We start from the raw sequence: 24415 nt of genomic DNA, 5'->3' as shown, positions 1-24415 counted from the left end.
AAGGGGTGCTATATGCGCCCCTTTTGTTTGTCAGAACTCTGATTCAACAGAGTTGCTGTGATAAATATCTCTTATCAACCAGCTTCTGATCGCTGATGTGGTTCCAGAGTCTTATCATCGTCATCGGATGGAAGTTCGAAATCAGTATCAGTAACGATAGGTTCATTTACCGTATTTGATTCAGCTTCAGCATCGTCATTTTCCGGTTCCTCTACCGTTGCCATCATCTCATCTTTACGCAGGGAATCAACCAGCTCGGAGACTTCTTCATCCGCCACACCCAGAACTTTCAGCGCTTCGGCACCAATGTGCAGACTGCTCTCCAGCGTTTCAATAACTACCCAGTTGGCACCGGCTTCCAGCAGTTGATCTTTTAGATCTTTATCCAGTACCCGGGCTAATATTTTCAGCATTGGATAAAGTGAGCGCAGGGTTGATACCGCTTTAAGCGCGCTGGCGTTATGGTCGATAGAGACAATTACCATTTGCGCCTGTTCTACGCCAATCACGTTAAGCAGTTTTGGATCGGTGATATCACCAAAATAGGCAGGGATACCTGCTTTTTGGGCTTTCTTCACCACTTCCGGATTCTTCTCTATCACAATATGAGGGATTGAGGAGTCCTGCAGCATTTGCGCCAGTACATGGCCGGTATCACCGTAACCTGCCACGACGACTCGTGCATTATTGGCGGTTTCATCTGGCGTCAATGTGTGGTCAATTTCAGACAGTACGCCTCTTCTGGTCAGGCGGCAGCCAAAGGCATACAGGCTTGGCGTAAACGCCATACTTACTGAGATGACGCCAATGCCCATGATAAAGGTGGTATCGTCAATCACCCCAAAGGCTTTCGCCACACCAAATAATACGAAACCGAACTCACCGCCCTGGCAAAGCAGGAAAGCCACTTTAGTGGCGGCTTCTTTTGACGTGCCAAACAGCAATGACAGTAAAAACAGAATAATAATTTTGATCAGCAGAATAACCGCAACGTTACTGACAAACAGCACCGGAGTTTGCGCCAGCGTCACGAAATCGATGGACATACCCACTGAAATAAAGAAGATGCTCATCAGCAGACTTTTGGCAGATTCAACGCTGGCGTGAATTTGGAAGCCATATTTAGAAGTAGACAGCATCATACCCATAATAAATGCGCCCAGCGCCATGGACAGACCGAAGTGTTCCATCACATAAGCGGCCAATACTACGGCAAACATAACAAACAGCGAGAAGCTTTCCCGGTAACCTTTACGCGCCATTCGATTCAGTAACCAAGGCACCACATAACGGCCAAAGATAATAACCAGCAGCAGTGCACCAATAACTGAAATGGTCTGCATCCACATCGGGGAATCATCTGGCAGCACCGCAATCTTATCAGAAAGCAATGGAACCAGTGCCAGTAACGGAACAATGGCTAAATCCTGCATCAGCAAAATAGCAAAACCAATGCGTCCGTGTTCGCTGGAGAACTCATTATGCTCCTGCAATATTTGAATCACGAATGCAGTAGAAGAGAGGGCCAGCGTTAAACCAATAATAATGGCCGCGTTGGCTGAATTGCCAAGCAAATAGAAGTAGGTACCAATAGCGGCACCAGAAAGTAAAATTTGCAGCGAACCCAGACCGAAAACTACTCGTCTCATGGACCACAGGCGTTTCGGTTGCATTTCCAGGCCAATGATGAACAGCAACAGGACAATACCAAATTCAGAAACATGCAGAATATTATCAACATGCTCTTTATGAATTACCTGACCCGGAGTATGAGGTCCGATAATCACACCGGTGATCAATAAGCCAAGGATCGAACCCAAGCCGATTTTTTTTGACAGCGTAACTGTGACTGCAGCAACAAACAGGATAATAGTAAGTAGTAACAAAGGCTCATTCATCAGGCATGCTTCCTGTAGTGATTGCCCGAAACAGTAGCGCTATTGGGAGTGTGGTTCTCCATAGAAAGATATTCCTTATCATCAGTTTTATCGTCAGGTTTCATATTTGAAGTGTTGTATCACGCAGGGGCTGAGGAGGAGGGTAAGCCCGTAAACGCTGACGTCCGAGCAATTATTATACTCAACAGTGACCATTTATCGCAGATGAATTTTGCGATCGGACAAACTTATTTTTTGTCCGGCAAATACTTTCAATTATTTATAGTTTCGTTTGGATAATATTATTTAAGCCTTTTATCTGAAAACTTAGTCAAATGTGTGGTGTTTACTTATTTATTTTGCAGGATAGAATGGTGAGACGGTGGTTTTAGCCTTACAAAATAATAATATTTTTATAAACGTCGGGCTTTGTTAGGTTGTTTAAAGGAATAAACAAAAATGATGTCATGGGAAACATGGAGCTTCGCTTTTAGCGTAACGGTTCCTACCTTATTAATGATGCTGCTGGGGGTTTTCTTGCGGCATCTTCGCCTGATTGACGATCAATTTTGCGATACCGCCAGCAGAGTGGTATTTAATATTGCTTTGCCTTGCCTGTTATTTTTCAGTATTGCAGGAAATCATGAAGACTTTCAAAGCCATTTGCCGATGATGATGCATGCCGCTATCGGAACTCTTGGTAGCTTTTTATTACTGGAGTTGGTGGCTCCTTATCTGGTTAAAGATCGCAGGGAAAGGGGGATCTTTGTTCAGGGTGGTTTTCGGGGAAATGCGGCAATATTAGGTGTTGCCTATGCGTCAATGGCATTTGGGAGCGAAGGTGTCTCTGTCGCATCATTCTATATCGTTGTCACGGTGATTCTGTATAACGTCTTATCGGTGATTACGCTTGCCCGCAGTCTTTCAACCGGTCCTAATGGCAGACCAAGTTTTGCCAGTATTATTCGTGGTGTCGTGACTAACCCGTTGATCATCGGTATTTTACTGGCATTGCCATTCTCTATTTTTTCTATCCATATTCCGGATGTATTCACTAAGACCGGCAATTATATCTCTGGTATCGCGCTACCGCTGGCACTGCTATGTACTGGTGCCAGTCTGGACTTTCGTGCCATGTTCCGTTCATCAAATGTTGCGATGCTCTCCTGTGTGGCCCGGGTTCTTGTGGTTCCACTACTGCTATTTTTAGGCGGATGGTTATACGGCTTCCGTGGTGCGCCATTAGGGGTTATATTTTTACTGTCAGCGACGCCGACGGCAGCAGCCAGCTATGTTATGGCGCGGGCGATGGGGGGAAACCCCACCTTAGCGGCTAACATTATTGCGCTGACGACTCTGGCGTCATTTTTCACCACTGCTCTTGGTTTGTTGTTATTAAGAGGGAGCGGACTGGTTTAGCGAGGAACCCTAATGGATGCACTCTGTCCCCACTGTCACCGCGCGATGCTCTGGAAACTGGGTAATACTTTCTATTGTGAAGGATGCCGTAAGGCCTATCAGCAAATTGCCCTTTGTCCTGATTGCAATAAACCACTGGAAAAGATGCAGGCCTGCGGCGCGGTAGATTACTTCTGCCAGCATGGTCATGGGTTAATATCGAAGAAGCGTATTACATTGCAATATGTTGAAGACAAGTTATCTTAATTTTGGTGGAGGCTCTGGTCGTAATAGCTAACAGCGAATACCATCAACGAGCACGATTGGGAAAGCTCAATATTTAATCTCAGAGATCTGACGGTATGATTTAATACTTAGTATTGGTTGAATAAATACCGCTGACCTGACTTTCAATCCAACCATCACTCAAACGGGTTTTCAGCGTATCGCCGGTTTTTACCTGTTTTGATTTTTTCAGCGTTTTTCCATCGGCTGCGGTGGTGACGCTATAACCTCGGGCCAGCGTTGCCAGTGGACTGACTGCTTCCAGCTGTGAATAGCCAACGCTAAAACGTTGACGGGCGCCATTGAGCTGACGTTCCAACGCTTGTTGTAACTGGTATTGATACTGTTGCAGTTGCTGCTGGCAACGATGAACTTTAACCTGCGGTTGGGTATGTAATAAACGCTGCTGTAAACGTTCTGTCTGGCGGTTTGCTAAACGCAGGCGGGTTTGCATTCCTTCTTCCAGTCGATTTTGCAGTTTCAATAACGCCGTTTGTTGGCGGGATAATCTTAACTGTGGGTGCTGCTGTTGCAGGCGGCTGTCCTGACGAGTAAGACGCTGACGCAAATGGGTCAGATAATAATCCATTGCCATTTCTAATCGCTGTTGTTGCGACTGTAAACGGCGGATTAATTCAGGCTGATTACGACTGATAAGCTCTGCCGCCGCCGATGGCGTAGGAGCGCGCAGGTCTGCAACAAAGTCAGCAATAGTCACATCGGTCTCATGACCCACGGCACTGACAACAGGAATCTGACTGTTAAAAATAGCACGGGCAACCAACTCTTCGTTAAAACACCAGAGGTCTTCCAGAGATCCGCCGCCGCGACCAACAATTAATACATCACATTCATTGCGCTGATTGGCCAGCTCAATGGTTCGGGCAATTTGTAATGTGGCTTCACTACCCTGCACCATAGTGGGGTAGATGATCACTGGCAGTGACGGATCGCGCCGCTGCAGGATCTGCAACATATCGTGCAGCGCTGCGCCAGAAGCCGAAGTAATAATACCAATGCAGGTTGCAGGAGATGGAAGAGGGCGTTTACGTGCAGGATTAAATAATCCTTCATCAGACAAACGCTGTTTAAGCTGTTCAAATCGCTGTTGTAATAAACCGTCACCGGCGGGCTGCATGCTTTCGGCAATTAGCTGATAATCACCGCGTGGTTCATACAGCGTTATCGATGCACGCACTAAAACCTGCTGGCCATTTTGTGGCTGGAAGGTGGTTTTGCGGTTAGCGGTGCGAAACATAGCGCAGCGCACCTGAGCTCTATCGTCTTTTAGGGTGAAATACCAGTGGCCAGATGAAGGCTGAGAGAAGTTAGAGATTTCTGCGGATAACCATATCTGACCCATCTCCATTTCCAATAGCTGACGAACCGTCTGATTTAAACGGCTAACGGTAAAGATTGGAGGAGATGAAGGTAGCGACATAATGTGACGGAGATCAAACTCGATAACGGCGACTTAATTAGTCGATACTACATAGCTATACGCGCTAATCAAGTTTTTTTTGAAAAAAGTGTGGTGTGGAGGTATATATCTCTGTATACTTCCTCGGCAATATTTTATCTGTTTCTAAACCCCTAACCCGGTGAGATATTGCCCATGCTACGTATTGCTAAAGAAGCCCTGACATTTGACGACGTTCTGCTCGTCCCTGCACACTCCACGGTATTACCTAATACTGCCGAATTATCAACGATGTTGACCTCAACAATTCGTTTAAACATCCCTATGCTGTCTGCCGCTATGGATACCGTTACTGAAGCCAGCCTGGCAATCGCTCTGGCACAGGAAGGCGGTATCGGTTTTATTCATAAAAATATGTCAATCGAACGCCAGGCGGAAGAAGTTCGCCGGGTGAAAAGACATGAAAGCGGTATTGTTAGCGATCCTATCACCGTAACGCCGGAAACGACGGTTCGTGAAGTGAAAGAACTGGCGTTGATTAATGGCTTTGCCGGTTACCCGGTAGTGGCTAAAAATAACGAACTGGTGGGTATTATCACCGGTCGTGACGTGCGTTTTGTTACCGATCTTAATCAACCGGTTAGCGCATGGATGACGCCAAAAGAGCGTCTGGTCACGGTGAATGAAACCGAAGCGACCGATCGTGAAACCGTATTCCAAAAAATGCATGAAAAGCGCGTAGAGAAAGCGCTGGTGGTTGACGATAAATTCCATCTGCACGGTATGATCACGGTTAAAGATTTCCAGAAAGCCGAACGTAAACCTAACGCCTGTAAAGACGAGCTGGGCCGTTTACGTGTAGGTGCTGCTGTTGGGGCCGGTGCCGGTAATGAAGAGCGTGTCGCCGCACTGGTTGAGGCTGGTGTTGATGTGCTGCTGATTGACTCCTCTCATGGTCATTCTGAAGGGGTATTGCAACGCATTCGTGAAACTCGCGCCGCTTATCCTGATTTACAGATTATTGGTGGCAACGTGGCAACTTCTGCGGGTGCTCTGGCGCTGGCTCAGGCTGGCGTTAACGCGGTGAAAGTAGGTATTGGCCCTGGCTCCATCTGTACTACCCGTATCGTTACCGGTGTGGGTGTACCACAAATTACGGCTATTGCTGATGCGGTAGAAGCGGTTGGTCACTTAGGTATTCCGGTCATTGCCGACGGCGGTATTCGCTTCTCTGGTGATATTGCTAAAGCCATTGCTGCCGGTGCTTCCAGTGTCATGGTCGGTTCGATGTTAGCCGGTACTGAAGAGTCTCCGGGTGAAATCGAACTGTATCAGGGCCGCTCTTTCAAATCTTATCGCGGTATGGGATCGCTGGGTGCGATGTCTAAAGGTTCTTCAGACCGTTACTTCCAGACCGACAATGCGGCAGACAAATTAGTACCGGAAGGCATTGAAGGCCGCGTGGCGTATAAAGGCCTGCTGAAAGTGATTATTCACCAACAAATGGGTGGATTACGTTCCTGTATGGGTCTGACTGGTTGTGGCACCATCGATGAACTGCGCACCAAGGCTGAGTTTGTACGCATCACTGGCGCAGGTATTCAGGAAAGCCACGTGCACGATGTGACCATCACTAAAGAGTCACCAAACTACCGTATGGGTTAATTCAGATTTCTTCTGAATGCCAATAAATTGAAGCGGGAGTGTGAGTTATCCATATTCACCTCTCGTATTCTTCTTGCCAACAACGCTATAATACCGGGCAATTTCTTCTTGTCCGGTCTGCTATCAGGCCTCACATTACCGTTTTTGGAAAGCGATACATGTCAAAAAACATTCATCAGCAACGCATTCTGATTCTGGATTTTGGTTCTCAGTACACCCAGTTAATTGCCCGCCGCGTCCGTGAAATCGGCGTTTATTGCGAACTCTGGGCATGGGACGTCAGCGAAGCGCAAATTCGTGAATTTAATCCAACCGGCATTATCCTGTCCGGCAGTCCGGAAAGCACCACCGAAGCCGGTAGCCCACGCGCACCGGAATATGTATTTAACGCCGGTATTCCTGTTCTGGGTATCTGTTATGGTATGCAAACCATGGCAATGCAACTGGGCGGCAAAGTTCAGGGCTCTGACGAGCGTGAATTTGGTTACGCTAAGGTTGATATCATTCATGACAGCGAATTTGTGCGCGATATCCGCGATTCTCTGTCGGTAGAAGGTAAACCACAGTTAGACGTGTGGATGAGCCATGGCGATAAAGTTACCGCCATCCCGGCTGGTTTTACCGCTGTTGCCAGCACTGATACCTGTCCGTTTGCCATTATGGCAAATGAAGAAAAACATTTTTACGGTCTGCAGTTCCATCCAGAGGTGACCCACACCAATCAGGGACTACGCCTGTTAAAACGTTTTGTGCTGGATATTTGTGGCTGTGAAGCACTGTGGACTCCGGCATCAATTATTGATGACGCTATCGAACGTATTCGCCAGCAAGTGGGTGAAGATGAAGTTATCCTCGGCCTGTCCGGCGGCGTTGATTCATCGGTAACCGCGATGCTGCTGCATCGTGCTATCGGTAAACGTTTAACCTGCGTATTTGTGGATAACGGTCTGCTGCGTCTGAATGAAGCAGAGCAGGTGATGGATATGTTTGGTGACCGCTTTGGCCTGAACATTGTTCACGTACCCGCGGAGCAGCGCTTCCTGAGCGCGCTGGCTGGTATTAACGATCCGGAAGCCAAGCGTAAAGTGATCGGTCGCGTGTTTGTGGAAGTGTTTGATGAAGAAGCATCGAAACAAACTAACGTGAAGTGGCTGGCACAAGGCACCATCTATCCTGACGTGATTGAATCTGCCGCTTCTGCGACAGGTAAAGCTCACGTGATTAAGTCTCACCACAATGTGGGCGGCTTGCCGGAAGAGATGAGGATGGGGCTGGTGGAGCCGCTGAAAGAGCTGTTTAAAGATGAAGTGCGTAAGATCGGTTTAGAGCTGGGCTTACCATATGACATGCTGTACCGCCATCCATTCCCGGGCCCAGGTTTAGGGGTTCGTGTGCTGGGTGAAGTGAAGAAAGAGTACTGCGATTTGCTGCGTCGTGCTGACGCCATCTTTATTGAAGAGCTGCATAAAGCAGATTTGTACAATAAAGTTAGTCAGGCATTCACCGTGTTCTTACCGGTTCGCTCGGTTGGCGTAATGGGTGATGGCCGTAAGTACGACTGGGTTGTTTCGCTGCGTGCCGTGGAAACCATCGACTTTATGACCGCTCACTGGGCGCATTTACCGTATGACTTCCTTGGCCGGGTTTCTAACCGGATTATCAATGAAGTGAATGGTATTTCTCGTGTGGTTTATGATATTTCGGGTAAACCACCGGCGACGATTGAGTGGGAATGATCCCGCGTTCGGCATAATTCAATGTCGATAGATATCAATACAAAAAAGCCCGCATAATTGCGGGTTTTTTTTGTATTGATATAAAATGATGCAATCAATAGTCACCAATAATGGTTATCGACTAATATATCAAGGATATTCAATGGACTGGAAAGCCTTCAAATCATCCCTTTTTGAATCAGCAAAGGTAAAGATAGAAGCATTATTGTCGGAGGGAGTCGCACCACTTTATGCAGCGGCGTTCTTTGCCAGCTATCGCGAGCAGGAGGGCATTATTAGCCTGCCGTCGCTGGCAGCTAATAACCTAGCGATGTTGAATGAAGAATACCCTAACCGAAAACAGAAAGATGAAGGATTCTATAGCATTAAGTGGAATCCTGCTGACTGGCATTGGAACTGGGAGCCAGAAGATTACGGCGAGGGGAGACTAACCAATTACGAGACTCAATTAGAGACTTATTCTAATCGAGGTAGTGTTGCCATGTGGAACAAAGCAGAAGAGAGATTTGTGACTACTGTCGTACAGGTCGCTGTGGCTTTAAATAAGCACTTTGCTAAAGATCCCGCGTACTTAAGGATTTTGTGGTGTTTTTTTATGATGAAGAAGGTGGTGCCGAACTGGCCCGGAAGTGTATGTCAGCACGCCAATTCTTGCATCACTTTCCCGAACAGGATGCTACAGAAAAAGAGCGTCGACGTGTAGCGACTCTGCCGCTGGCGGAACAGACGACCTACTATGTAGGGCGCCTTGGATATTATGAAGATATTAATTGTGAAGAAGCTGAACAATGGTTGATAGCATGCGGGGCCCCAGCGATACCGGCCTTGCTTGAATTATTTGCCGATGATGATCGAGCCTGGAAGATAGCGATGATTCTGGGGTTAATCGGTGAGCCAAATGTTGAGACGATCGCTAAACTTCGTGAGTTGCTACTATTAACCAGAAATAAAAGTACAGCAAATTGGTGTGCTTCTGCTTTAGGCTATCTGGGGGATTTTGATTGGTTGCTCGCACAATCTGAAATGTCCAAAGCTTTAGAGTTTATTGTCGTAGGATGTTGCGCTAATTTCCGTGCATTCCGCGATCGTGGTGCAAAATCATTGCATCTGGATTATTCACCGTTGGAGAAATTGTTTCAGCTCCATCCTGAGAGTATCACTTTGGCTGAAGACGTTCTGAAGCCTGGCAGTAGCTATTGCGAAATAGTTGCTGCAGAAATTCCAGAAGCGCTCAGAGGGCTATTATCACCTCACCCAGTCATTCGTCGTCACGCCGTCAGTGTGCTGGATAATCGTATGCTTGGAGAATCACTTGGAATTGATGTTATCAAACCGATTCAGGTCGAGGTTACTATTCTTGCAAAAAACGACAAAGACGAAACGGTACGCTATCTGGCTGAGTTAACATTAAAGTCGATGAAAAAATGGCGGTTATAAATGAGAACAATTCAAGGAAGTATTCTTTGAAATCACCAGTACCATTTTGGCGTACTATTCGTATATCTCTATCACAGATTGAGCGTATTTATGGTCACGGTAATTTCGATGATGCTGGTGATGATTTAGTATGCGCTCTGCGTGAAGTCAGTGGAGTAACTGATGTGGAACATCGCTGTCAGGTTGATATCGATAGCAGTCATGTTAATCCCTGGTTTCATGCATTTATTTTCAAGGTGGCGGATTTATCTGAGAAGGAATTTAACATGTTGATTGTCCGTATTCAGATGTTGGCATTATGGGATGATACATTTCAGATAGCTGTACCGAATAACTAATTGAATATAAACGAATAAGAATATAAATCATTATGGAAAATGAGTTAACCCCCTGGCCACGCCGGTATTATTCCCCTACGGATCAGGTTCCTTACTTGTTTTACGTTGTCTTTGGTGCTTCTGTCGGTGAGCAGTTCAGCCTTTCCCGTATCAGACATCGCTGTGATGGTATTCCTGAGGGAATAGGCATCTCTGCTTATGGGCCGGATAAACATCCTGATGTGATAACGTCATTTCAACAGGGCTATCTCTGGGAAGAGCTTCAGACAACAAATCCTGCTTTAGCGGATGAGATTAGCACTCAAACAGAATGTGTCATTATTCAGGGCCACTGTGCGGATGATAGCGATCTGAATTATTTCCGTAATGTTATAGGGTTAATTACTGCATTACTGGAGTCAGATGGGGTTGGCGTGTTTGATCCTCAAAGTTTTATGTGGTGGTCTGCCGCTGACTGGCGAACTTCAATTTTTGATACTCCCGAATTTCAACCTCATAAACATGTAACTATATTGGTTTCGGAAGAAGGTGATGACGCTGGCTGGTGGCATACCAGAGGAATGCGTAAATTTGGCCGACCTGATTTGAGTATTCATGGAGTGCATCCCGAAAATCATAGTGCGATAAAAGAATTATTCGATCGTTTTATTGAATATCTGGCACATGGTGGGGTTATTAATGAGAATCAGGAAATTAAAATGAAATCACTGCCCGCAGGGCTATTTTGCCGGCACGGTGGTAATTTAGACGATCCTGATTTTAATAATTTTCATGTTGAAATCAAAAACTACTCTGATGAGAAATAACTGACTTAAACATAAGGCGTCCCTATCATGGCCACCTTCAAACCAACCCAAAAGGCAAATCGCGCGTCAGATCATGGCTCTTGTTGGATCTCCTACACTGTTAAATAGATTTCAGTTGATTTGCTGATTTTGCGCAGCAATATTGGCTGCATAAGTATTATTTGGAATTCAATCGATGAATAAACCCCTTATCGTTATCTTCGCGGCAATCTGCCTTAATGCTGCGGGTATCGGTCTTATTTTTCCTATTTTGCCGCGCCTGCTTGAAGAGGTGACGCATACTCAGAATATTGCACCTTATATCGGCATAATGACTGCGCTTTACGCGGCAATGCAGTTTGTTTTTGCGCCGGTACTTGGCGCACTGAGTGACAACCTGGGCAGGCGGCCGGTGCTGCTGATTTCCCTGGCCGGAGCGGCAATTGACTATGTGATTATGGCATTTGCTCCCCATCTCTGGATGCTGTTGCTTGGTCGTGCTATTGCCGGGCTGAGCAGTGCGAATATTTCTGTCGCTATGGCTTATATCACCGACATTACGCCAGAGGATCAGCGTGCCGGTCGCTTTGGCTTGTTTAATGCCATGTTTGGCATCGGTTTTATTATCGGGCCGGTTCTGGGTGGATTGCTGGGTGATTACTGGATACGGCTTCCTTTCATCGCGGCGGCACTGCTAAACGCCTGTAACTTTATGCTGGCACTATTCGTCCTGCCGGAATCACGCACGCCAAACCGCCAAAAAATTAATCTGGCGGCACTTAATCCGCTACGTCCACTGCGCTGGGCATTTTCAATGAAAGGAATTCTGCCGATTGTGCTGGTGTTCTTCATCTTAAGCGCGACGGGCGAGGTTTATGGTACCTGCTGGGCACTGTGGGGATTTGATACTTTTCAGTGGAATGGCTTATGGATTGGTCTCTCTCTTGGTGCCTTCGGTATTTGCCAGACATTGGTGCAGGCGCTATTGCCCGGTCCCGCGACCCGATTATTTGGTGAACGGGGAGCGGTGCTGGTTGGTGTTGCCTGTTCTTGCGTGGCGCTGATCATTTTGGCGTTTATCAGTCAGGGCTGGATGGTTTTCGCCATTATGCCGCTGTTTGCGCTGGGGGGTATTGGTTCACCGGCGCTTCAGGCACTGGCTACCCGACAGGTTGACAAGGATAGTCAGGGGCAGTTTCAGGGAGTACTGGCATCGGCGGTTAGCCTGGCTTCTGTTGTTGGGCCACTGGCGTTCTCAACATTTTACTTTGTGGTTCAGAAAGACTGGCCGGGCGCTATCTGGCTTTCGGTGGTGGTGGTCTATTTCATCGCCATTCCATTGATTATTTTCAGTACTCGTAAACCTCGTCGGTAAATATATAGCGTGAAGCTCTTGAAGTATGGCGGAGTCTATTTAAACGTTGAAATGTTAAAAATCCACGGGCACATTAGATAGCTTAATAAAACGAAAAAGAAAACGAAGAAGGATCTGCGTGATGGCTAAAAAGAAAAAGACCTTACCTAAAAATATCAATGAACTGCTGGAAGCCGGAGATATTGAGGTATTAAAAGCACTTTACGATAGCTGTGAGCTGGATGCTCGTGGCGGGCTTGGTAAGAGAACGGCTTTAAGTCTTTATAAGATCCCTGATGAATTGACACGCTGGTTGGTGGAGCAGGGGGCTGATATTGAAGCGGCAGATAATTATCAGCGCACCGCACTGCATGAGCAGGCGGGTACCTGGTGCGGTAATATTGAATTACTTTTGGCATTGGGCGCAAACATTGAAGCGCAAGACTATCAGAATGCTACCCCGTTGCATAAAGCGGCTTGCGCTTACCATGTTCATCACGTTCAGACATTAATTGCTCATGGTGCCAATATTTACGCAGAAGACAGTATGGGTAGAACTGCTTTGGCGGCAGCACTCGATCGCTGTCGCAATGCTGATATTGAGCGGATGGCAAATATTGCAGAGCTGTTGCTGAATGCCGGAAATACGATTTCATCAGAAATGCGTGAGCGCATTACCAGTATCGGTGAGATGTTTGAGTTTCATCGTGCTGGCTTTTCTAAAGACCATATTGCTGAAGCCGATGCCGGTTTATTAAAGCTGTACCGTTTATTTGATGTGACGCCCGTAGCGACACGACAGATGTATGATGGTGTCTCCGATATTATTGTCAGTGCTCCACGCTGGCAGAAGGCGCATCAGGAATTGTGGGATCTGCTGGTTCCTTCCAGCGGTCATGCCGATACGCTTCAGGGAGAGGCGATTCGCATTACGGGTCGTTTATCTCATGAAATACTGGATAACGGTGGAATGAATTGGGATGCGGATTTCCGCAAAATGTTGAGTGCATTGCTGGTCTGTTTTGAATCAGGAAGGGCGCTTGGCACTGACAAACTGCAAGAAGCCAAAACTATAGCGGCCCAAATTAAAGGCGGTAATGGCGATAAGGATGAGCTTTACCGATTAACTGAATTTGCGGTTGATTGGGTGAGGTTGAATCCCCGGCCGATGGTGGTTGGGAAGGTGGAGTATCGACGGTAATAACACCAGATATTTTTCGAAAGATTAGCAGTATGTAAGAATTTAAAGTGAAGGAATACTTATGGGATTAGATGCTTTTGTTCCATGTAATTGCCTTAAAGAGGGCAAAACTACACCACCTCCCGTTGACAAGGAATGGATTATTCTGGATGAGGAAGGATATATTCATCTGAATTCAGAGTATTCCGTAGATTCTGATTTAGAAGCGAAGGTTGATGAATGGAGTTATGAATGTTGTCCTCATCAATTTATGCATATGTCTGAACACATCTGTAATTGGTCTGGCTTAAGGTCATTTCAGCAGGCTTTAATCAAGCTGGGCATAGAGCATTTCCCCATACTTGGAACACAGCTTCCTAATGTTAATGGCGGGAGCCTTGGCATCGAAAGTGTTGAAAAGGCCTTACTTGAACTGGAATTGTTTGAACAAAATATAAAAACGCAATCGAGTCTTTATCTGATAAATGCGGAAGATAGTCAGGCTATATATGAATACATTGAGGTATATGGAGGGAGATTTTTATTTTCCAAACCTCATTCTATGGGGTTCAATATGAATGGACTGTATATCATTGACTCAGAAGATAATATCTTATTTCAAAGTAAACGTGTTACTCAGAAAGTTTATCTGTATCCGAATTGGATTTGTAAGTTTGCCAGTATATTTAATATAAAGCTCAAACCCGTTCGTAAAGTTGTCTGGATCGATTTAGATACTGGAAAACAGTTTTATACCCGATGGGGATTATCGTTTAATGATGCGTATCCCAAAGAATTAGCGATAGAAAGCCGCTCTGTTATTTCAGATGATTATCAGTATATTATTCAGTCATTAAGAAAAATATTCCAAATCTCTGTTGATACCGGAAACTCATTATATTGGTGCTGATGTTATTTTAACGGGTTATTACCTGAAAATAATTGGGCCTTAAGATGAGATTAATATTATTGGGTTAGAGGGTATTTTATGTGGAATGAACTGGAGTTGACCGGCCGAACCCGATCGCATGTTATTCAGTTAAATAATCCGCGCTTTGCTGTAAATAAAGACGTTTATCAACCATTTTGTGAACTGCAAAATGCAGCCCAAAAAGATGGCTTCACGCTCTTTCCTTTTAGCGCATTCAGAGGGTTTGAGACTCAGCTTAAAATCTGGAATGGCAAATTCAATGGGCAAAAGCCGTTATATGATATTCACGGACAGCCAAGAGATTATTCACAGCTCAATAACGAAGATGAAATTATTGACTGTATTTTAAACTGGTCCGCTCTACCGGGTGCCAGCCGGCATCAGTGGGGAACCGAGATTGATGTGGTTGATTTAACCAAAGCACCAGAGAATTATCATGTTCAACTGCTACCGCAGGAAACGGTCAAGGGCGGCGTATTTTATGATTTGCACCAGTGGTTGAATGAGAATATTGAAAAGTATGGCTTCTTCAGACCGTATGGGATGTATCAGGGGGGAATGTACCCGGAACCCTGGCACTTAAGTTATTGGCCGGTGGCAAACAGAATGCTGCAAAGCCTGACGGTAGACATGCTAGCGGATGCGATTAAAAGTGCAGATATGTCAGGCAAACAGCGGGTATTAGAGCGGTTGCCGGAGTTGTTTAAACATCATGTTCAGAATATTTGTTTGCCGCTGACGGGGTTGAACGAAGTTAAAACTTGATGATAAATAAGGGGCTATCACTGCTAACTCAATGATATATGCAGTGATATGTTCCCACTACGCCATCTGACTAATCGTCCTCCTGAACCGCGCCAGCGAAGTTGCAAACAGCACACAGCCAATCACAAACAGCGCCAAAAACGACGTCCATACCACATCAATCCCGGCACCGCGGAACAGAATCCCCTGACCCAGTTCAACAAAGTGGGTGGTTGGCGCCAGTAACATAATATCCTGTACAAACTCCGGCATACTCTCCCGCGGCGTACTGCCGCCCGACAGCATTTGCAACGGTAGCAACACCAGAATCAGCAACATACCAAACTGCGGCATACTGCGCGCCAGCGTGGCTAAAAATATCCCCATGGCGGTGGTGGCAAACAGGTGTAACGCGGCACCGGTAATAAACAGAAAGATCGAACCCTCAATAGGAACATTTAACGCGCCGCGCACAATAAAAATCAGCGACAGGGTAGAGGCAACCATCACTACCAGCCCCATCGACCAGACCTTAGCCAGCATAATTTCCGTTGGGGTAACGGGCATCACTAACAGGTGTTCAATGGTGCCGTGCTCCCGTTCGCGAATCAGTGCTGCGCCGGTCAAAATAATCGACAGCATAGTAATGTCATTGATGATTTCGGTTAAGGCACCAAACCAGGACTGGGTCAGGTTTTGATTAAAACGTACCCGTAGCGCCAGATCTACCGGAGGAATCGCCGTGTCACGATAACGCTGCACAAAAGCGGTGGCTTCATCCATCACGATTTGCTGAATATAGGCGTTGCCGGTAAATGCCTGGCTCATACGGGTGGCGTCCACGTTGAGCTGAATGGCGGGCGATCGACCTGCCAAAACGTCACTCTGAAAGTTCGGCGGAATATTCAGTACGAAGGTGTAATCGCCGGAGTCCATCCCTGGATCCACCTGATTCAACTCAATTTTTTTCGGCGCCACAAACTGCGGCGGATAGAACGCCGAGCTAATGCGCAGAGAGAGCGGGGAATCATCTTCGTCAACAATGGCAATCGTCGCTTTATACAGCGATTCAGGAATAGCGCTGGCTGCCGTATAGATCGAAACGGTAAAGGTAAAAGCGATAAGCACCAGCATGGCGGGGTCTCTGATCAGACTCCAGAGCTCTTTGACACCTAAACGATAGATATTTGATAACTGTTGCATAGTTAAGTGTCCTGTTTTTTCAGTAGTAAAACGGTTAAAACAAGAATCACTGGTACGGTTATCAGCAGCATATACACCGCACTGTAGAGATCGGAGAAATCCAGCGCTTTACAAAATACACCCCGGAAAATAATCAACATATGAGTTGTCGGATAAATCTGGCCAATCACCTGACCACCCCCCTCCAACGAAGAGACCGGGTTAATCATGCCTGAAAACTGAATGGCAGGTAACAGGGTGGCTATCATGGTGGTGAACATGGCAGCTATCTGGCTGCGGGTAAAGGTGGAGGCCAGCAGCCCCATGCCGGTACAGATAATACAGTAGATAAAAGTCGCCACAGTCAGAAGGGTGAAACTGCCGGTAATAGGGATATCAAACAGAGTGACTGCCACCAACGCCATCAGGAAGTAGTTCACCATTGCCAGCAAAATGTAAGGAATTTGCTTACCAATCAGAAACTCAGTGCGGGTTACCGGTGTAACATACAGATTGATAATCGAGCCCAGCTCTTTTTCCCGCACGACCGCCAGTGCGGTTAACATCGCAGGCAGCATCAGCAATAAAATCGGGATCACTGCCGGAACAATCGCCGGCAGGCTTTTGACATCGGGGTTATAACGAAAGCGAGTTTCAATATCGATAACGCCTTTTGCCGGTGTTCCCAGCCGATAAGTGGCCTGATCCATCAGCCAGCCCTGATGCATACCCTGTACATAACCGCGAACCGTTTCTGCCCGTTGTGGCATGGCGCCATCAATCCATACGCCTATCTGAGCGGCGCTGCCTCGCTGTACGTCCCGGGCAAAGTTAGGCGGTATCTCTATTGCCAGCGAAATATCGCCGTTACGCATGCGGGTGTCCAGATCCTGATAATCACGAATTGGCGGTTGTTCAATAAAATAACGCGAGCCGGAAAGATTGAGGGCGTAGTTCTGGCTCAGACCGGTCTGGTCGCGATCCAGAATGGCATAATTCAGATCTTCCACGTCCATACTGATACCAAAACCGATAACAAACATCAGGATCAACGAGCCAAGCAGTTCCAGCGTCTCACGCCACATATAGCTCATGGTGCGCCCGATGCTAAACGCCTGGTGTTTTTTAGGCTCTGTAGTTTTGGTGGAAGAAGAGACTGCCGGTTCCGGCTGTCTGGCGGCAGAAGTGCCGGTGTCAGTACCGGATCCGGCATCGATCAAATAATCAATAAACGCCTGCTCCAGCGTAGCAGCACCACGTTTTTTCATTAATTCAGCAGGAGGATCGCTGGCCAGTACCTTGCCTGCATGCATCAGGGATATACGATCGCAGCGCTCCGCCTCATTCATAAAGTGGGTGGAGATAAAGATAGTAACCCGATCCCGCCGCGATAGCTCAATCAACAGTCGCCAGAAGTTATCTCTGGCAATCGGGTCTACCCCGGAAGTGGGTTCATCCAGAATCAACAGCTCCGGCTTATGTACCATTGCTACCGCCAGCGATAGCCGCTGGCGGATACCCAGCGGCAAATTGTCCGGTAGCCTGTCCATTACTCCGGTTAAGTCAAAGCGTTCCGCCATCTCCTCAATGTGCTGGTCCTGTTGCTCTTGTGGCACATGAAACAGGCGGGCGTGCAGCAGCAAGTTTTGCTGCACCGTTAGCTCGCTATACAGGGAAAATGCCTGTGACATATAGCCAACCCGCTTGCGGGTATTCATATCATTGGAATCGATCTTATGACCAAACAGCCAGGCTTGCCCCTCGCTGGCAGGTAGTAGACCGGTTAACATTTTCATGGTGGTGGATTTACCACAGCCGTTTGAGCCTAAAAAGCCAAATATTTCACCGCGCTGAATACGAAAGTTAACGTGGTCAACGGCAACGAAATCACCAAAGCGCATGGTGAGGTCCTGCGCTTCAATGGCAATCTCTGTTTTATCATCGGTTGATAGCGGAGTGATTTCTACCGGCACATGATTACGTCGTTTTTCTTCCGGTAACAGATAAATAAAGGCAGCTTCCAGTGAGTCGGTTTGAGTTTGTTCCAGAAGTTGAGCTGGAGTATCCGTTTTCAGAATTTTCCCGTCATCCATGGCAACCAGCCAGTCGAAACGCTGGGCTTCATCCATATAGGCGGTAGCGACGATAACGCTCATGCCCGGCTGCTCGCTTCTTACCCGATCGATAAGATCCCAGAACTGAGAACGAGCCAGCGGGTCTACGCCGGTAGTGGGTTCATCCAGAATCAACAGGTCAGGGTCGTGAATCAGGGAGCAGCAAAGGCCCAGTTTCTGTTTCATACCGCCGGAAAGTTTGCCCGCCGGTCGATTAAGGAAAGGGTAGAGACCGGTGCTGTAGGTGAGTTGGTCGATACGGCGGCGGCGTTCAGCGGCATTATGACCAAACAGACGGGCGAAGAATTGCAGATTCTCCTCCACTGAGAGCGTTGGATATAAGTTTTTGCCCAATCCTTGGGGCATATAGGCGATGCGCGGACAAACGGACTCGCGATGCTGTTTACTGCGCATGTCGCCATTCAGTACGTTGATCTCTCCATCCTGAATAGCACGGGCTCCGGACACCAGAGAGAGCAGGCTGGATTTACCCACGCCATCCGGTCCGATAAGGCCAACCATGCAGCCAGCCGGGATCTCCAGCGAGATATTATCCAGCGCCAGCGTTTTACCGTAATGTAAGCTGACTTGCGTCAGTCGTACTACCGGTTGTGGCTGTTTCATGGCGAGACATTTACCGTCAGATTTTCAGGCCATGGTTCACTGGCATCCAGTTTGACCCAGGCGATACCCGGCAAACCGGTTTTTACCAGTTCGATATATTTTTGCAGCAGTTGCTTATCGATTTGCGCTTTTACCCGGAACATCAATTTTTGTCGTTCGCTGGCGGTCTCAACGGTTTTAGGGGTGAACTGGGCGGTGCTGGCCACAAAGGATATTTTAGCCGGAATAACATAGCCGGGAGCGGCATCCAGAATCACCCGAACTTCACCACCAATAGAAACTTTTCCCACTGCGGTTTCCGGCAGGAAAAAGGTCATATATACATCGGACAGATCCACCATATTTAATACTTTGCCACCGGCCCCTAAAACTTCGCCTGGCTGTGCAATACGGTATTGCACTCGTCCGTCACGCGGGGCAATAAGCTGACTGTCGATGATATCGGCCTGAACCCGGTCAATGGTGGCCTGTGCCGCCTGCACGCTTGAAGCGGCACCAATCGCCTGCGCTTTAGCGGCTTCTACTGCCGCATCGGCTGAGGCTACCTGAGCTTTGCTGGCCATTAGTGCAGCCTGAGCACTTTTCATGCTGGCTCTGTCGTCATCGAGCTGTTGGAATGACAGGGCGCGGGATTTTGCCAGTACCTCTGAACGAGCCAGACGGCGTTGGGCTGCATCCAGTTCACTCTCCCTTTGAGCTACGGTGGCTTTGGCTGCCAGTACGTCACTTTCCTGCAGCTTTATTTGGGCCTGAGCGCTTTTTTCTGCATGAACCGCCTGATGATACTGCGCCGTTGCCTCGGCTCGTTGGGCTTCCAGCACCTGTATTTGCATATGGGCAAGAATTTGCCCGCTGCGCACAAAGTCACCTTCATTAACCAGAATGTCATCAATTCTCCCGGCCAGCTTGGATGATATATCAATCTCGGTAGCTTCCAGCCGGCCATTACCGCTGACAAAACCGTCTCCGGGGCCGTTATCCTGCAGGCGAGTCCAGGTGTAAGCCGAGATGGCAATCACGGCAAGCGCAAGCAGGGTGTAAATGACTTTTTTATTGGTGAAGGCAAGTTTCATGGTGTAGAACTCCCTCTAGAGTAGGCAAAGGCCGTTCAGCTGGCTTTAGTCCGATAGTACAATGATTGGCCGAGTGAATATTGAACATGTTTCAAATTATTTGAATTTGTTTATTGTTTTGCTGTTGATTAATTGACAGGGAATGAAATTCTATTAATGGAATTATTGTTTAAAGCGTTTGTAATAGGGTAGCGTTATTGGTTTGTCAGAATATTTATTCTGCATAAATGAGCGTGTTTTTAAAGATATTACTGATATTGAAAGTGTATTGGACGGTCAGGTGCATCTATCAGCGTAGCAAAAAATTAATTCCAGATTTAGTGTCGATAGACCGTTGTTGTTCTGTTGATATTTGATGTCGTCAGCGTTACGAGAGAATAATAGTGTTCCTCTGCCTTAAATTTATTTGCCATTAAGGCTGCTGCTGGCGTTTAATTATCATTATTCACCAAACTTATTCAGGAAAATTGCGAAATGCTCAGAAGTTGTTTAATGACAATCATGCTGATGTTTTCCGCGTCTGTACTGGCGGCGGAGCACTGGGTTGATGTACGAATAGCGGAACAGTATCAGGCTGAACATATTAAAGGTGCTATCAATGTCCCATTGAGACAGCTTAAAGAACAAATTACCAGTCAGATAAACAATAAGGATGACACGCTGCATCTGTATTGTAATTCAGGCCGCCAATCAGCAATGGCAAAACAGATCCTTCAGGAAATGGGCTATACACAGGTGCTGGATGAAGGGGGAATCAGCGGAATAGATCTTCCGAAAGAGAGCCAACACGGAAGTTGATCGCGTCAGAGAAATACCACGGTTTTGTTATCAGACGTCAGGATTATTATTTTGAAATGATGATTGAGCAGAAACCGGCGTAGGAGCTTTATAACATTTTAAAATAAGTATTACCCGCTTAACTCAATTAATTTAACAAGTTATATCAAAAACAACACAAGTAATATTAGCTGTAACTATATCATGATTAATAATTACGTTTGATTGTTTTAAATCACCTCATGCATATTCTGGTTATGTCAGTCACCAATGACGGCATAACCAGAATATGCATGAGGTTTTTGTTTATTGAAACCAGACAGAGGCTAAGGGCAGTTAAATATACCGCGAATACAGACAAGTAGCGCCTGTGACAGGAAAAATAGGGAAGAGTAAATGAGAGCGATGAAAATCTTTTTGATGTTGGGCGCACTATCATGCAGTGCTGGTGCAATGGCAACCTCTGTTGAACAAAGCTGTCTGGATTATGGTAAAAAGATGATGAAGAATAATCCGGATATGGTGGCTTTGTTAAAACAAGCAAAAATTGATTCATCGAGCGTTATTATTGAACGCTTTGAGGGTAAGGTGGGTAAACAGCCTGTCAGTACCGAGGTAACCGCTAAAATTAATAGCGCGCAAGAAAAATTGGGAGCCATTTTCTGTCTGGTGAATAATGATTCGCCATTGTATTTCCATTATTTTTCGGTTGAAGAATAAGCCGAATTTATTTACTTAAGAACTCGTGACTCGCTCAAACAGGCGTTGAGTGAGTCATATTTTTATCGATAGCTATTGGTAAAACGGTTACTTCTCAATTAACTGCTGCCAGTTGTTTTTCAGCTGTTCAGCGTTGGGTACGCTGTTACAACTGGCCGGGAATTCTTTATTGGTTTTAGCCAGATCGGCAATTTTTTCTGGCTGGCATAGTTCATCCTGACCTTTGGCAAAACCTTGTAAGTAAGAGGTGCGATTAATTTCCGCTTCGCCATACCATTCGGACAGCACCGTATTGTCTTTAACGTCATTACCTGTGATGGCTTCATAGTGACCGATTTCAAACCATTTTGACGGTGGCCCGCTGTTATCTGAGCTGCCCGGCATGCCATCTGGTGAGCTGGAACAGCCGCTAATAAACAGCAGAGTACAAAATATCGTTATCATAGGTTTCATCACATTGCCTTTGTCTTAAAGTTCCGGCGCATCATATCAGGATTAGGCATCATATTGAAAACCTTACCCAGAGCTATGACAGTCCCAGTTGTTCTTTTAGCGGTTTCAGGTAACGACGACTAACAGGAATATGTTTCCCGGAACGGGTGATAACTTCAGCGGAGCCATTTTCCAGTAACTGAATCTCTCCGACCTGATCGAGATTGATCAAATACTGACGGTGACAGCGTGTAAAAGAGGTCTTTTCTTCCAAAATTTTCAACGTAAGCTGAGTATAACCACTCTGCGTCATACCAACGACGTGAACACCACTCAATTCTGAGCTTAAATATTCCACCTCTTCCAGCCGAAGCAAAAAGATACGGTTATGTCCGTAACAAGGGATATGTTTTAAGGTGGTATCGGTAATTAGATGTAAATTATTATTTACGGTTTTGGCGGTTTTTAATCGAGAAATGGTCTTACAAAGACGCTGAAGGTCGACCGGTTTTAACAGGTAGTCAAAAGCGTGTTGCTCAAACGCTTTTATTGCATATTCATCATAGGCAGTGACAAAAACGATGTGGGGCATGTTGGCTGGGTCAAGCATTGCCGCCATCTCCAAACCGTTAATTTTGGGCATTTGAATATCAAGAAAAACCACATCCGGTTGTAAACGATGGATGGTCTGAATAGCCTCTAAAGCATTGCTGCACTCACCAATAACGGTGAGGTCGTCTACTTCTGAAAGTAGCTCAACCAGCTCTTCTCTGGCTGGCTGTTCATCGTCAACAATAATTGCTCTAAGCATAAAACCTCCATTGATTTGCTCTAGTTTACCATGATGAAGGTTATCTGCGAATTCTCGTCATTGAAGACAGTATTTGTCAGGGTGATTTTTCGATTTTTTTGACAAGAATTGTTAAGTTGAAAAATAGAGTAAAAATATGTTTACAAAAATGGATTTAAAAGTTTACACTCAATTTTGTGCTACTCTATTTTTATCACTATCTGGTGTTTTTGCCGCTAACAGGAGCGGTGATTTAAGGAATTATTATGATTATGCAGAAAGATGTACTTAATAACGTCAATATCAGTGCGGAGCAGGTTTTAATTACACCAGAAGAACTGAAGGCTCGATACCCACTGAGCGCCAGTGACGAAGCCAATATTTCTGCAGCCCGTCAGACGATTGCTAACATTTTGCATGGCCGTGACGATCGTTTGCTGGTGGTATGTGGGCCTTGTTCTATTCACGATCCGGATGCGGCGATCGACTACGCCCATCGCCTGAAAAAGCTGGCAGAAGAAACGCAGGATCGCCTGTACATCGTGATGCGAGTTTACTTCGAGAAGCCAAGAACTACTGTAGGCTGGAAAGGGTTAATTAACGATCCGCATATGGATGGTTCATTTGATATGGAGCATGGCTTACACCTTGCTCGTCAACTGCTGCTGAAGCTGGTCGAAATGGGCTTACCGCTGGCAACAGAGGCGCTGGATCCAAATAGTCCACAATACCTGGGCGACTTGTTCAGCTGGTCAGCCATTGGTGCCCGTACCACAGAATCACAAACCCACCGCGAAATGGCCTCTGGCCTGTCAATGCCGGTTGGTTTTAAAAACGGTACTGACGGTAGCCTGGGGACCGCGATTAACGCGATGAAAGCCGCCTCTATGCCGCACCGTTTTATGGGCATTAACCAGTCTGGTCAGGTATGCCTGCTACAGACTCAGGGTAACCCAAATGGCCATATCATCCTGCGCGGTGGTAAAACACCAAACTACGAAGCAGAACACGTATTGGCTTGTGAAGAGCAAATGCGCAAAGCAGGGCTTAATCCGGCAGTAATGATTGACTGTAGCCACGGTAATTCTAATAAAGATTTCCGCCGCCAGGCCGACGTTGTTTTCTCCATACTGGAGCAAATTAAGGCGGGGAACCGCTCTATCATTGGCATGATGCTGGAAAGTAACATCAATGAAGGCAACCAATCGTCGGAACAACCAAGAGCCAACATGTGCTACGGCGTTTCTGTCACTGACGCCTGCATTAACTGGGAAACTACCGACACCTTACTACGCAAAGTTCATCAGGAACTCAAAGCAAAAACCTTAGTTTGTCCGTGATTTGTTGTGATATTTGTTGATATATTAATCCGCTATATTACGTCGCCTTTGGGCGACGTAATTATTGTTTAATGGCGAAGTCTGATGATTTAGTTTTATGTTTTAAAATAGTTTATCGGAGGGAGGGGCTTCCGTGAAGGGCGACCTGGCATAAGCCAACGACAAACAGGCAAAAGCCTGTTTGAACAGCGCTAGCGCTGGCCCGCAAGGTGT

At 46.5% G+C, this 24415-nt stretch carries 22 protein-coding genes; 15 read left to right on the top strand and 7 right to left on the bottom strand.

Features of this window, described 5'->3' with window-relative positions:
• Nucleotides 1-74: 74 nt before the first annotated feature.
• Nucleotides 75-1898, bottom strand: coding sequence for a monovalent cation:proton antiporter-2 (CPA2) family protein (locus EKN56_RS17575; protein WP_130592997.1), 1824 nt, complete (start codon nucleotides 1896-1898; stop codon nucleotides 75-77).
• Between the two features lie 441 nt (nucleotides 1899-2339).
• Between EKN56_RS17575 and EKN56_RS17570 the strand changes: the two genes are divergently transcribed.
• Entirely contained in the window at nucleotides 2340-3296 is a 957-nt protein-coding gene (locus EKN56_RS17570) for an AEC family transporter (protein WP_130593766.1), read from the top strand.
• A gap of 12 nt (nucleotides 3297-3308) precedes the next feature.
• A complete protein-coding gene (locus EKN56_RS17565; protein WP_130592996.1) occupies nucleotides 3309-3542 on the top strand; it encodes a zinc ribbon domain-containing protein in 234 nt (77 codons plus the stop codon).
• 100 nt (nucleotides 3543-3642) lie between these two features.
• Here EKN56_RS17565 and xseA read toward each other — a convergent pair whose 3' ends face one another.
• Nucleotides 3643-5001 carry an exodeoxyribonuclease VII large subunit gene (gene xseA / locus EKN56_RS17560; protein ID WP_130592995.1) on the bottom strand — a complete coding sequence of 453 codons (1359 nt, stop codon included), beginning with the start codon at nucleotides 4999-5001 and terminating at the stop codon, nucleotides 3643-3645.
• A 174-nt stretch (nucleotides 5002-5175) separates the two neighbouring features.
• Here xseA and guaB point away from each other — a divergent pair, with 174 nt between their 5' ends.
• The 10 genes from guaB to EKN56_RS17510 all read left to right on the top strand — a co-directional run bounded on the left by guaB (nucleotide 5176) and on the right by EKN56_RS17510 (nucleotide 15171).
• The gene (guaB, locus tag EKN56_RS17555; RefSeq protein ID WP_130592994.1) at nucleotides 5176-6645 is read left to right on the top strand and encodes an IMP dehydrogenase; all 1470 of its coding nucleotides are present in this window, start codon (nucleotides 5176-5178) and stop codon (nucleotides 6643-6645) included.
• A gap of 158 nt (nucleotides 6646-6803) precedes the next feature.
• Nucleotides 6804-8381: a glutamine-hydrolyzing GMP synthase gene (gene guaA, locus EKN56_RS17550; protein WP_130592993.1), complete on the top strand. Its 1578-nt coding sequence runs from the start codon at nucleotides 6804-6806 to the stop codon at nucleotides 8379-8381.
• Nucleotides 8382-8523: 142 nt separating this feature from the next.
• Complete coding sequence (locus EKN56_RS17545; protein ID WP_168189681.1) at nucleotides 8524-9084, top strand: DUF4303 domain-containing protein; 561 nt, start codon at nucleotides 8524-8526, stop codon at nucleotides 9082-9084.
• A complete protein-coding gene (locus tag EKN56_RS17540) occupies nucleotides 9015-9818 on the top strand; it encodes a hypothetical protein (RefSeq protein ID WP_130592991.1) in 804 nt (267 codons plus the stop codon). The genes EKN56_RS17545 and EKN56_RS17540 overlap by 70 nt, the downstream gene beginning before the upstream one ends.
• A 26-nt stretch (nucleotides 9819-9844) precedes the next feature.
• Nucleotides 9845-10156 carry a hypothetical protein gene (locus EKN56_RS17535; RefSeq protein ID WP_130592990.1) on the top strand — a complete coding sequence of 104 codons (312 nt, stop codon included), beginning with the start codon at nucleotides 9845-9847 and terminating at the stop codon, nucleotides 10154-10156.
• A 32-nt stretch (nucleotides 10157-10188) separates the two neighbouring features.
• Nucleotides 10189-10962 (top strand): hypothetical protein, encoded by a 774-nt coding sequence (locus EKN56_RS17530; RefSeq protein ID WP_130592989.1) that lies wholly within the window; start codon nucleotides 10189-10191, stop codon nucleotides 10960-10962.
• Nucleotides 10963-11137: 175 nt separating this feature from the next.
• Nucleotides 11138-12316, top strand: a complete 1179-nt coding sequence (locus EKN56_RS17525) for a TCR/Tet family MFS transporter (RefSeq protein ID WP_130592988.1) — start codon at nucleotides 11138-11140, stop codon at nucleotides 12314-12316.
• A gap of 121 nt (nucleotides 12317-12437) precedes the next feature.
• Nucleotides 12438-13496, top strand: a complete 1059-nt coding sequence (locus EKN56_RS17520; RefSeq protein WP_130592987.1) for an ankyrin repeat domain-containing protein — start codon at nucleotides 12438-12440, stop codon at nucleotides 13494-13496.
• A 61-nt stretch (nucleotides 13497-13557) separates the two neighbouring features.
• Complete coding sequence (locus tag EKN56_RS17515) at nucleotides 13558-14385, top strand: hypothetical protein (RefSeq protein WP_130592986.1); 828 nt, start codon at nucleotides 13558-13560, stop codon at nucleotides 14383-14385.
• 78 nt (nucleotides 14386-14463) lie between these two features.
• Nucleotides 14464-15171 carry a M15 family metallopeptidase gene (locus tag EKN56_RS17510; protein WP_130592985.1) on the top strand — a complete coding sequence of 236 codons (708 nt, stop codon included), beginning with the start codon at nucleotides 14464-14466 and terminating at the stop codon, nucleotides 15169-15171.
• A 57-nt stretch (nucleotides 15172-15228) separates the two neighbouring features.
• On the opposite strand, the gene EKN56_RS17505 is transcribed toward EKN56_RS17510, so the two are convergent.
• The 3 genes from EKN56_RS17505 to EKN56_RS17495 are packed head-to-tail and all read right to left on the bottom strand — an operon-like array spanning nucleotide 15229 to nucleotide 20143.
• The gene (locus EKN56_RS17505) at nucleotides 15229-16353 is read right to left on the bottom strand and encodes an ABC transporter permease (protein ID WP_130592984.1); all 1125 of its coding nucleotides are present in this window, start codon (nucleotides 16351-16353) and stop codon (nucleotides 15229-15231) included.
• Nucleotides 16354-16355: 2 nt separating this feature from the next.
• Entirely contained in the window at nucleotides 16356-19070 is a 2715-nt protein-coding gene (gene rbbA / locus EKN56_RS17500; protein ID WP_130592983.1) for a ribosome-associated ATPase/putative transporter RbbA, read from the bottom strand.
• A complete protein-coding gene (locus EKN56_RS17495) occupies nucleotides 19067-20143 on the bottom strand; it encodes an HlyD family secretion protein (RefSeq protein WP_130592982.1) in 1077 nt (358 codons plus the stop codon). The genes rbbA and EKN56_RS17495 overlap by 4 nt, the downstream gene beginning before the upstream one ends.
• A gap of 474 nt (nucleotides 20144-20617) precedes the next feature.
• Between EKN56_RS17495 and pspE the strand changes: the two genes are divergently transcribed.
• Together pspE and EKN56_RS17485 are read left to right on the top strand one after the other, a co-directional pair.
• Nucleotides 20618-20941 (top strand): thiosulfate sulfurtransferase PspE, encoded by a 324-nt coding sequence (pspE, locus tag EKN56_RS17490; RefSeq protein ID WP_130592981.1) that lies wholly within the window; start codon nucleotides 20618-20620, stop codon nucleotides 20939-20941.
• A gap of 375 nt (nucleotides 20942-21316) precedes the next feature.
• On the top strand, nucleotides 21317-21640 hold the full coding sequence (locus EKN56_RS17485) for a hypothetical protein (protein WP_130592980.1): 324 nt from the start codon (nucleotides 21317-21319) through the stop codon (nucleotides 21638-21640).
• A gap of 87 nt (nucleotides 21641-21727) precedes the next feature.
• On the opposite strand, the gene EKN56_RS17480 is transcribed toward EKN56_RS17485, so the two are convergent.
• On the bottom strand, nucleotides 21728-22093 hold the full coding sequence (locus EKN56_RS17480) for a DUF2799 domain-containing protein (protein ID WP_130592979.1): 366 nt from the start codon (nucleotides 22091-22093) through the stop codon (nucleotides 21728-21730).
• Nucleotides 22094-22166: 73 nt separating this feature from the next.
• A complete protein-coding gene (gene btsR / locus EKN56_RS17475) occupies nucleotides 22167-22883 on the bottom strand; it encodes a two-component system response regulator BtsR (RefSeq protein WP_130592978.1) in 717 nt (238 codons plus the stop codon).
• A 251-nt stretch (nucleotides 22884-23134) separates the two neighbouring features.
• Between btsR and EKN56_RS17470 the strand changes: the two genes are divergently transcribed.
• A complete protein-coding gene (locus EKN56_RS17470) occupies nucleotides 23135-24202 on the top strand; it encodes a 3-deoxy-7-phosphoheptulonate synthase (protein WP_130593765.1) in 1068 nt (355 codons plus the stop codon).
• The last annotated feature ends 213 nt before the right edge of the window (nucleotides 24203-24415 follow it).

The organism is Limnobaculum zhutongyuii, from assembly GCF_004295645.1.
Taxonomy (GTDB): Bacteria; Pseudomonadota; Gammaproteobacteria; order Enterobacterales; family Enterobacteriaceae; genus Limnobaculum; species Limnobaculum zhutongyuii.
This window is presented reverse-complemented; position numbering and strand designations above follow the sequence as displayed.

Coding starts and splice junctions, on each gene's coding strand:
- EKN56_RS17575 (WP_130592997.1), bottom strand. CDS start 1,898: ATGAATGAGCCTTTGTTACTACTTACTATTATCCTGTTTGTTGCTGCA.
- EKN56_RS17570 (WP_130593766.1), top strand. CDS start 2,340: ATGTCATGGGAAACATGGAGCTTCGCTTTTAGCGTAACGGTTCCTACC.
- EKN56_RS17565 (WP_130592996.1), top strand. CDS start 3,309: ATGGATGCACTCTGTCCCCACTGTCACCGCGCGATGCTCTGGAAACTG.
- xseA (WP_130592995.1), bottom strand. CDS start 5,001: ATGTCGCTACCTTCATCTCCTCCAATCTTTACCGTTAGCCGTTTAAAT.
- guaB (WP_130592994.1), top strand. CDS start 5,176: ATGCTACGTATTGCTAAAGAAGCCCTGACATTTGACGACGTTCTGCTC.
- guaA (WP_130592993.1), top strand. CDS start 6,804: ATGTCAAAAAACATTCATCAGCAACGCATTCTGATTCTGGATTTTGGT.
- EKN56_RS17545 (WP_168189681.1), top strand. CDS start 8,524: ATGGACTGGAAAGCCTTCAAATCATCCCTTTTTGAATCAGCAAAGGTA.
- EKN56_RS17540 (WP_130592991.1), top strand. CDS start 9,015: ATGTCAGCACGCCAATTCTTGCATCACTTTCCCGAACAGGATGCTACA.
- EKN56_RS17530 (WP_130592989.1), top strand. CDS start 10,189: ATGGAAAATGAGTTAACCCCCTGGCCACGCCGGTATTATTCCCCTACG.
- EKN56_RS17525 (WP_130592988.1), top strand. CDS start 11,138: ATGAATAAACCCCTTATCGTTATCTTCGCGGCAATCTGCCTTAATGCT.
- EKN56_RS17520 (WP_130592987.1), top strand. CDS start 12,438: ATGGCTAAAAAGAAAAAGACCTTACCTAAAAATATCAATGAACTGCTG.
- EKN56_RS17515 (WP_130592986.1), top strand. CDS start 13,558: ATGGGATTAGATGCTTTTGTTCCATGTAATTGCCTTAAAGAGGGCAAA.
- EKN56_RS17510 (WP_130592985.1), top strand. CDS start 14,464: ATGTGGAATGAACTGGAGTTGACCGGCCGAACCCGATCGCATGTTATT.
- EKN56_RS17505 (WP_130592984.1), bottom strand. CDS start 16,353: ATGCAACAGTTATCAAATATCTATCGTTTAGGTGTCAAAGAGCTCTGG.
- rbbA (WP_130592983.1), bottom strand. CDS start 19,070: ATGAAACAGCCACAACCGGTAGTACGACTGACGCAAGTCAGCTTACAT.
- EKN56_RS17495 (WP_130592982.1), bottom strand. CDS start 20,143: ATGAAACTTGCCTTCACCAATAAAAAAGTCATTTACACCCTGCTTGCG.
- pspE (WP_130592981.1), top strand. CDS start 20,618: ATGCTCAGAAGTTGTTTAATGACAATCATGCTGATGTTTTCCGCGTCT.
- EKN56_RS17485 (WP_130592980.1), top strand. CDS start 21,317: ATGAGAGCGATGAAAATCTTTTTGATGTTGGGCGCACTATCATGCAGT.
- EKN56_RS17480 (WP_130592979.1), bottom strand. CDS start 22,093: ATGAAACCTATGATAACGATATTTTGTACTCTGCTGTTTATTAGCGGC.
- btsR (WP_130592978.1), bottom strand. CDS start 22,883: ATGCTTAGAGCAATTATTGTTGACGATGAACAGCCAGCCAGAGAAGAG.
- EKN56_RS17470 (WP_130593765.1), top strand. CDS start 23,135: ATGCAGAAAGATGTACTTAATAACGTCAATATCAGTGCGGAGCAGGTT.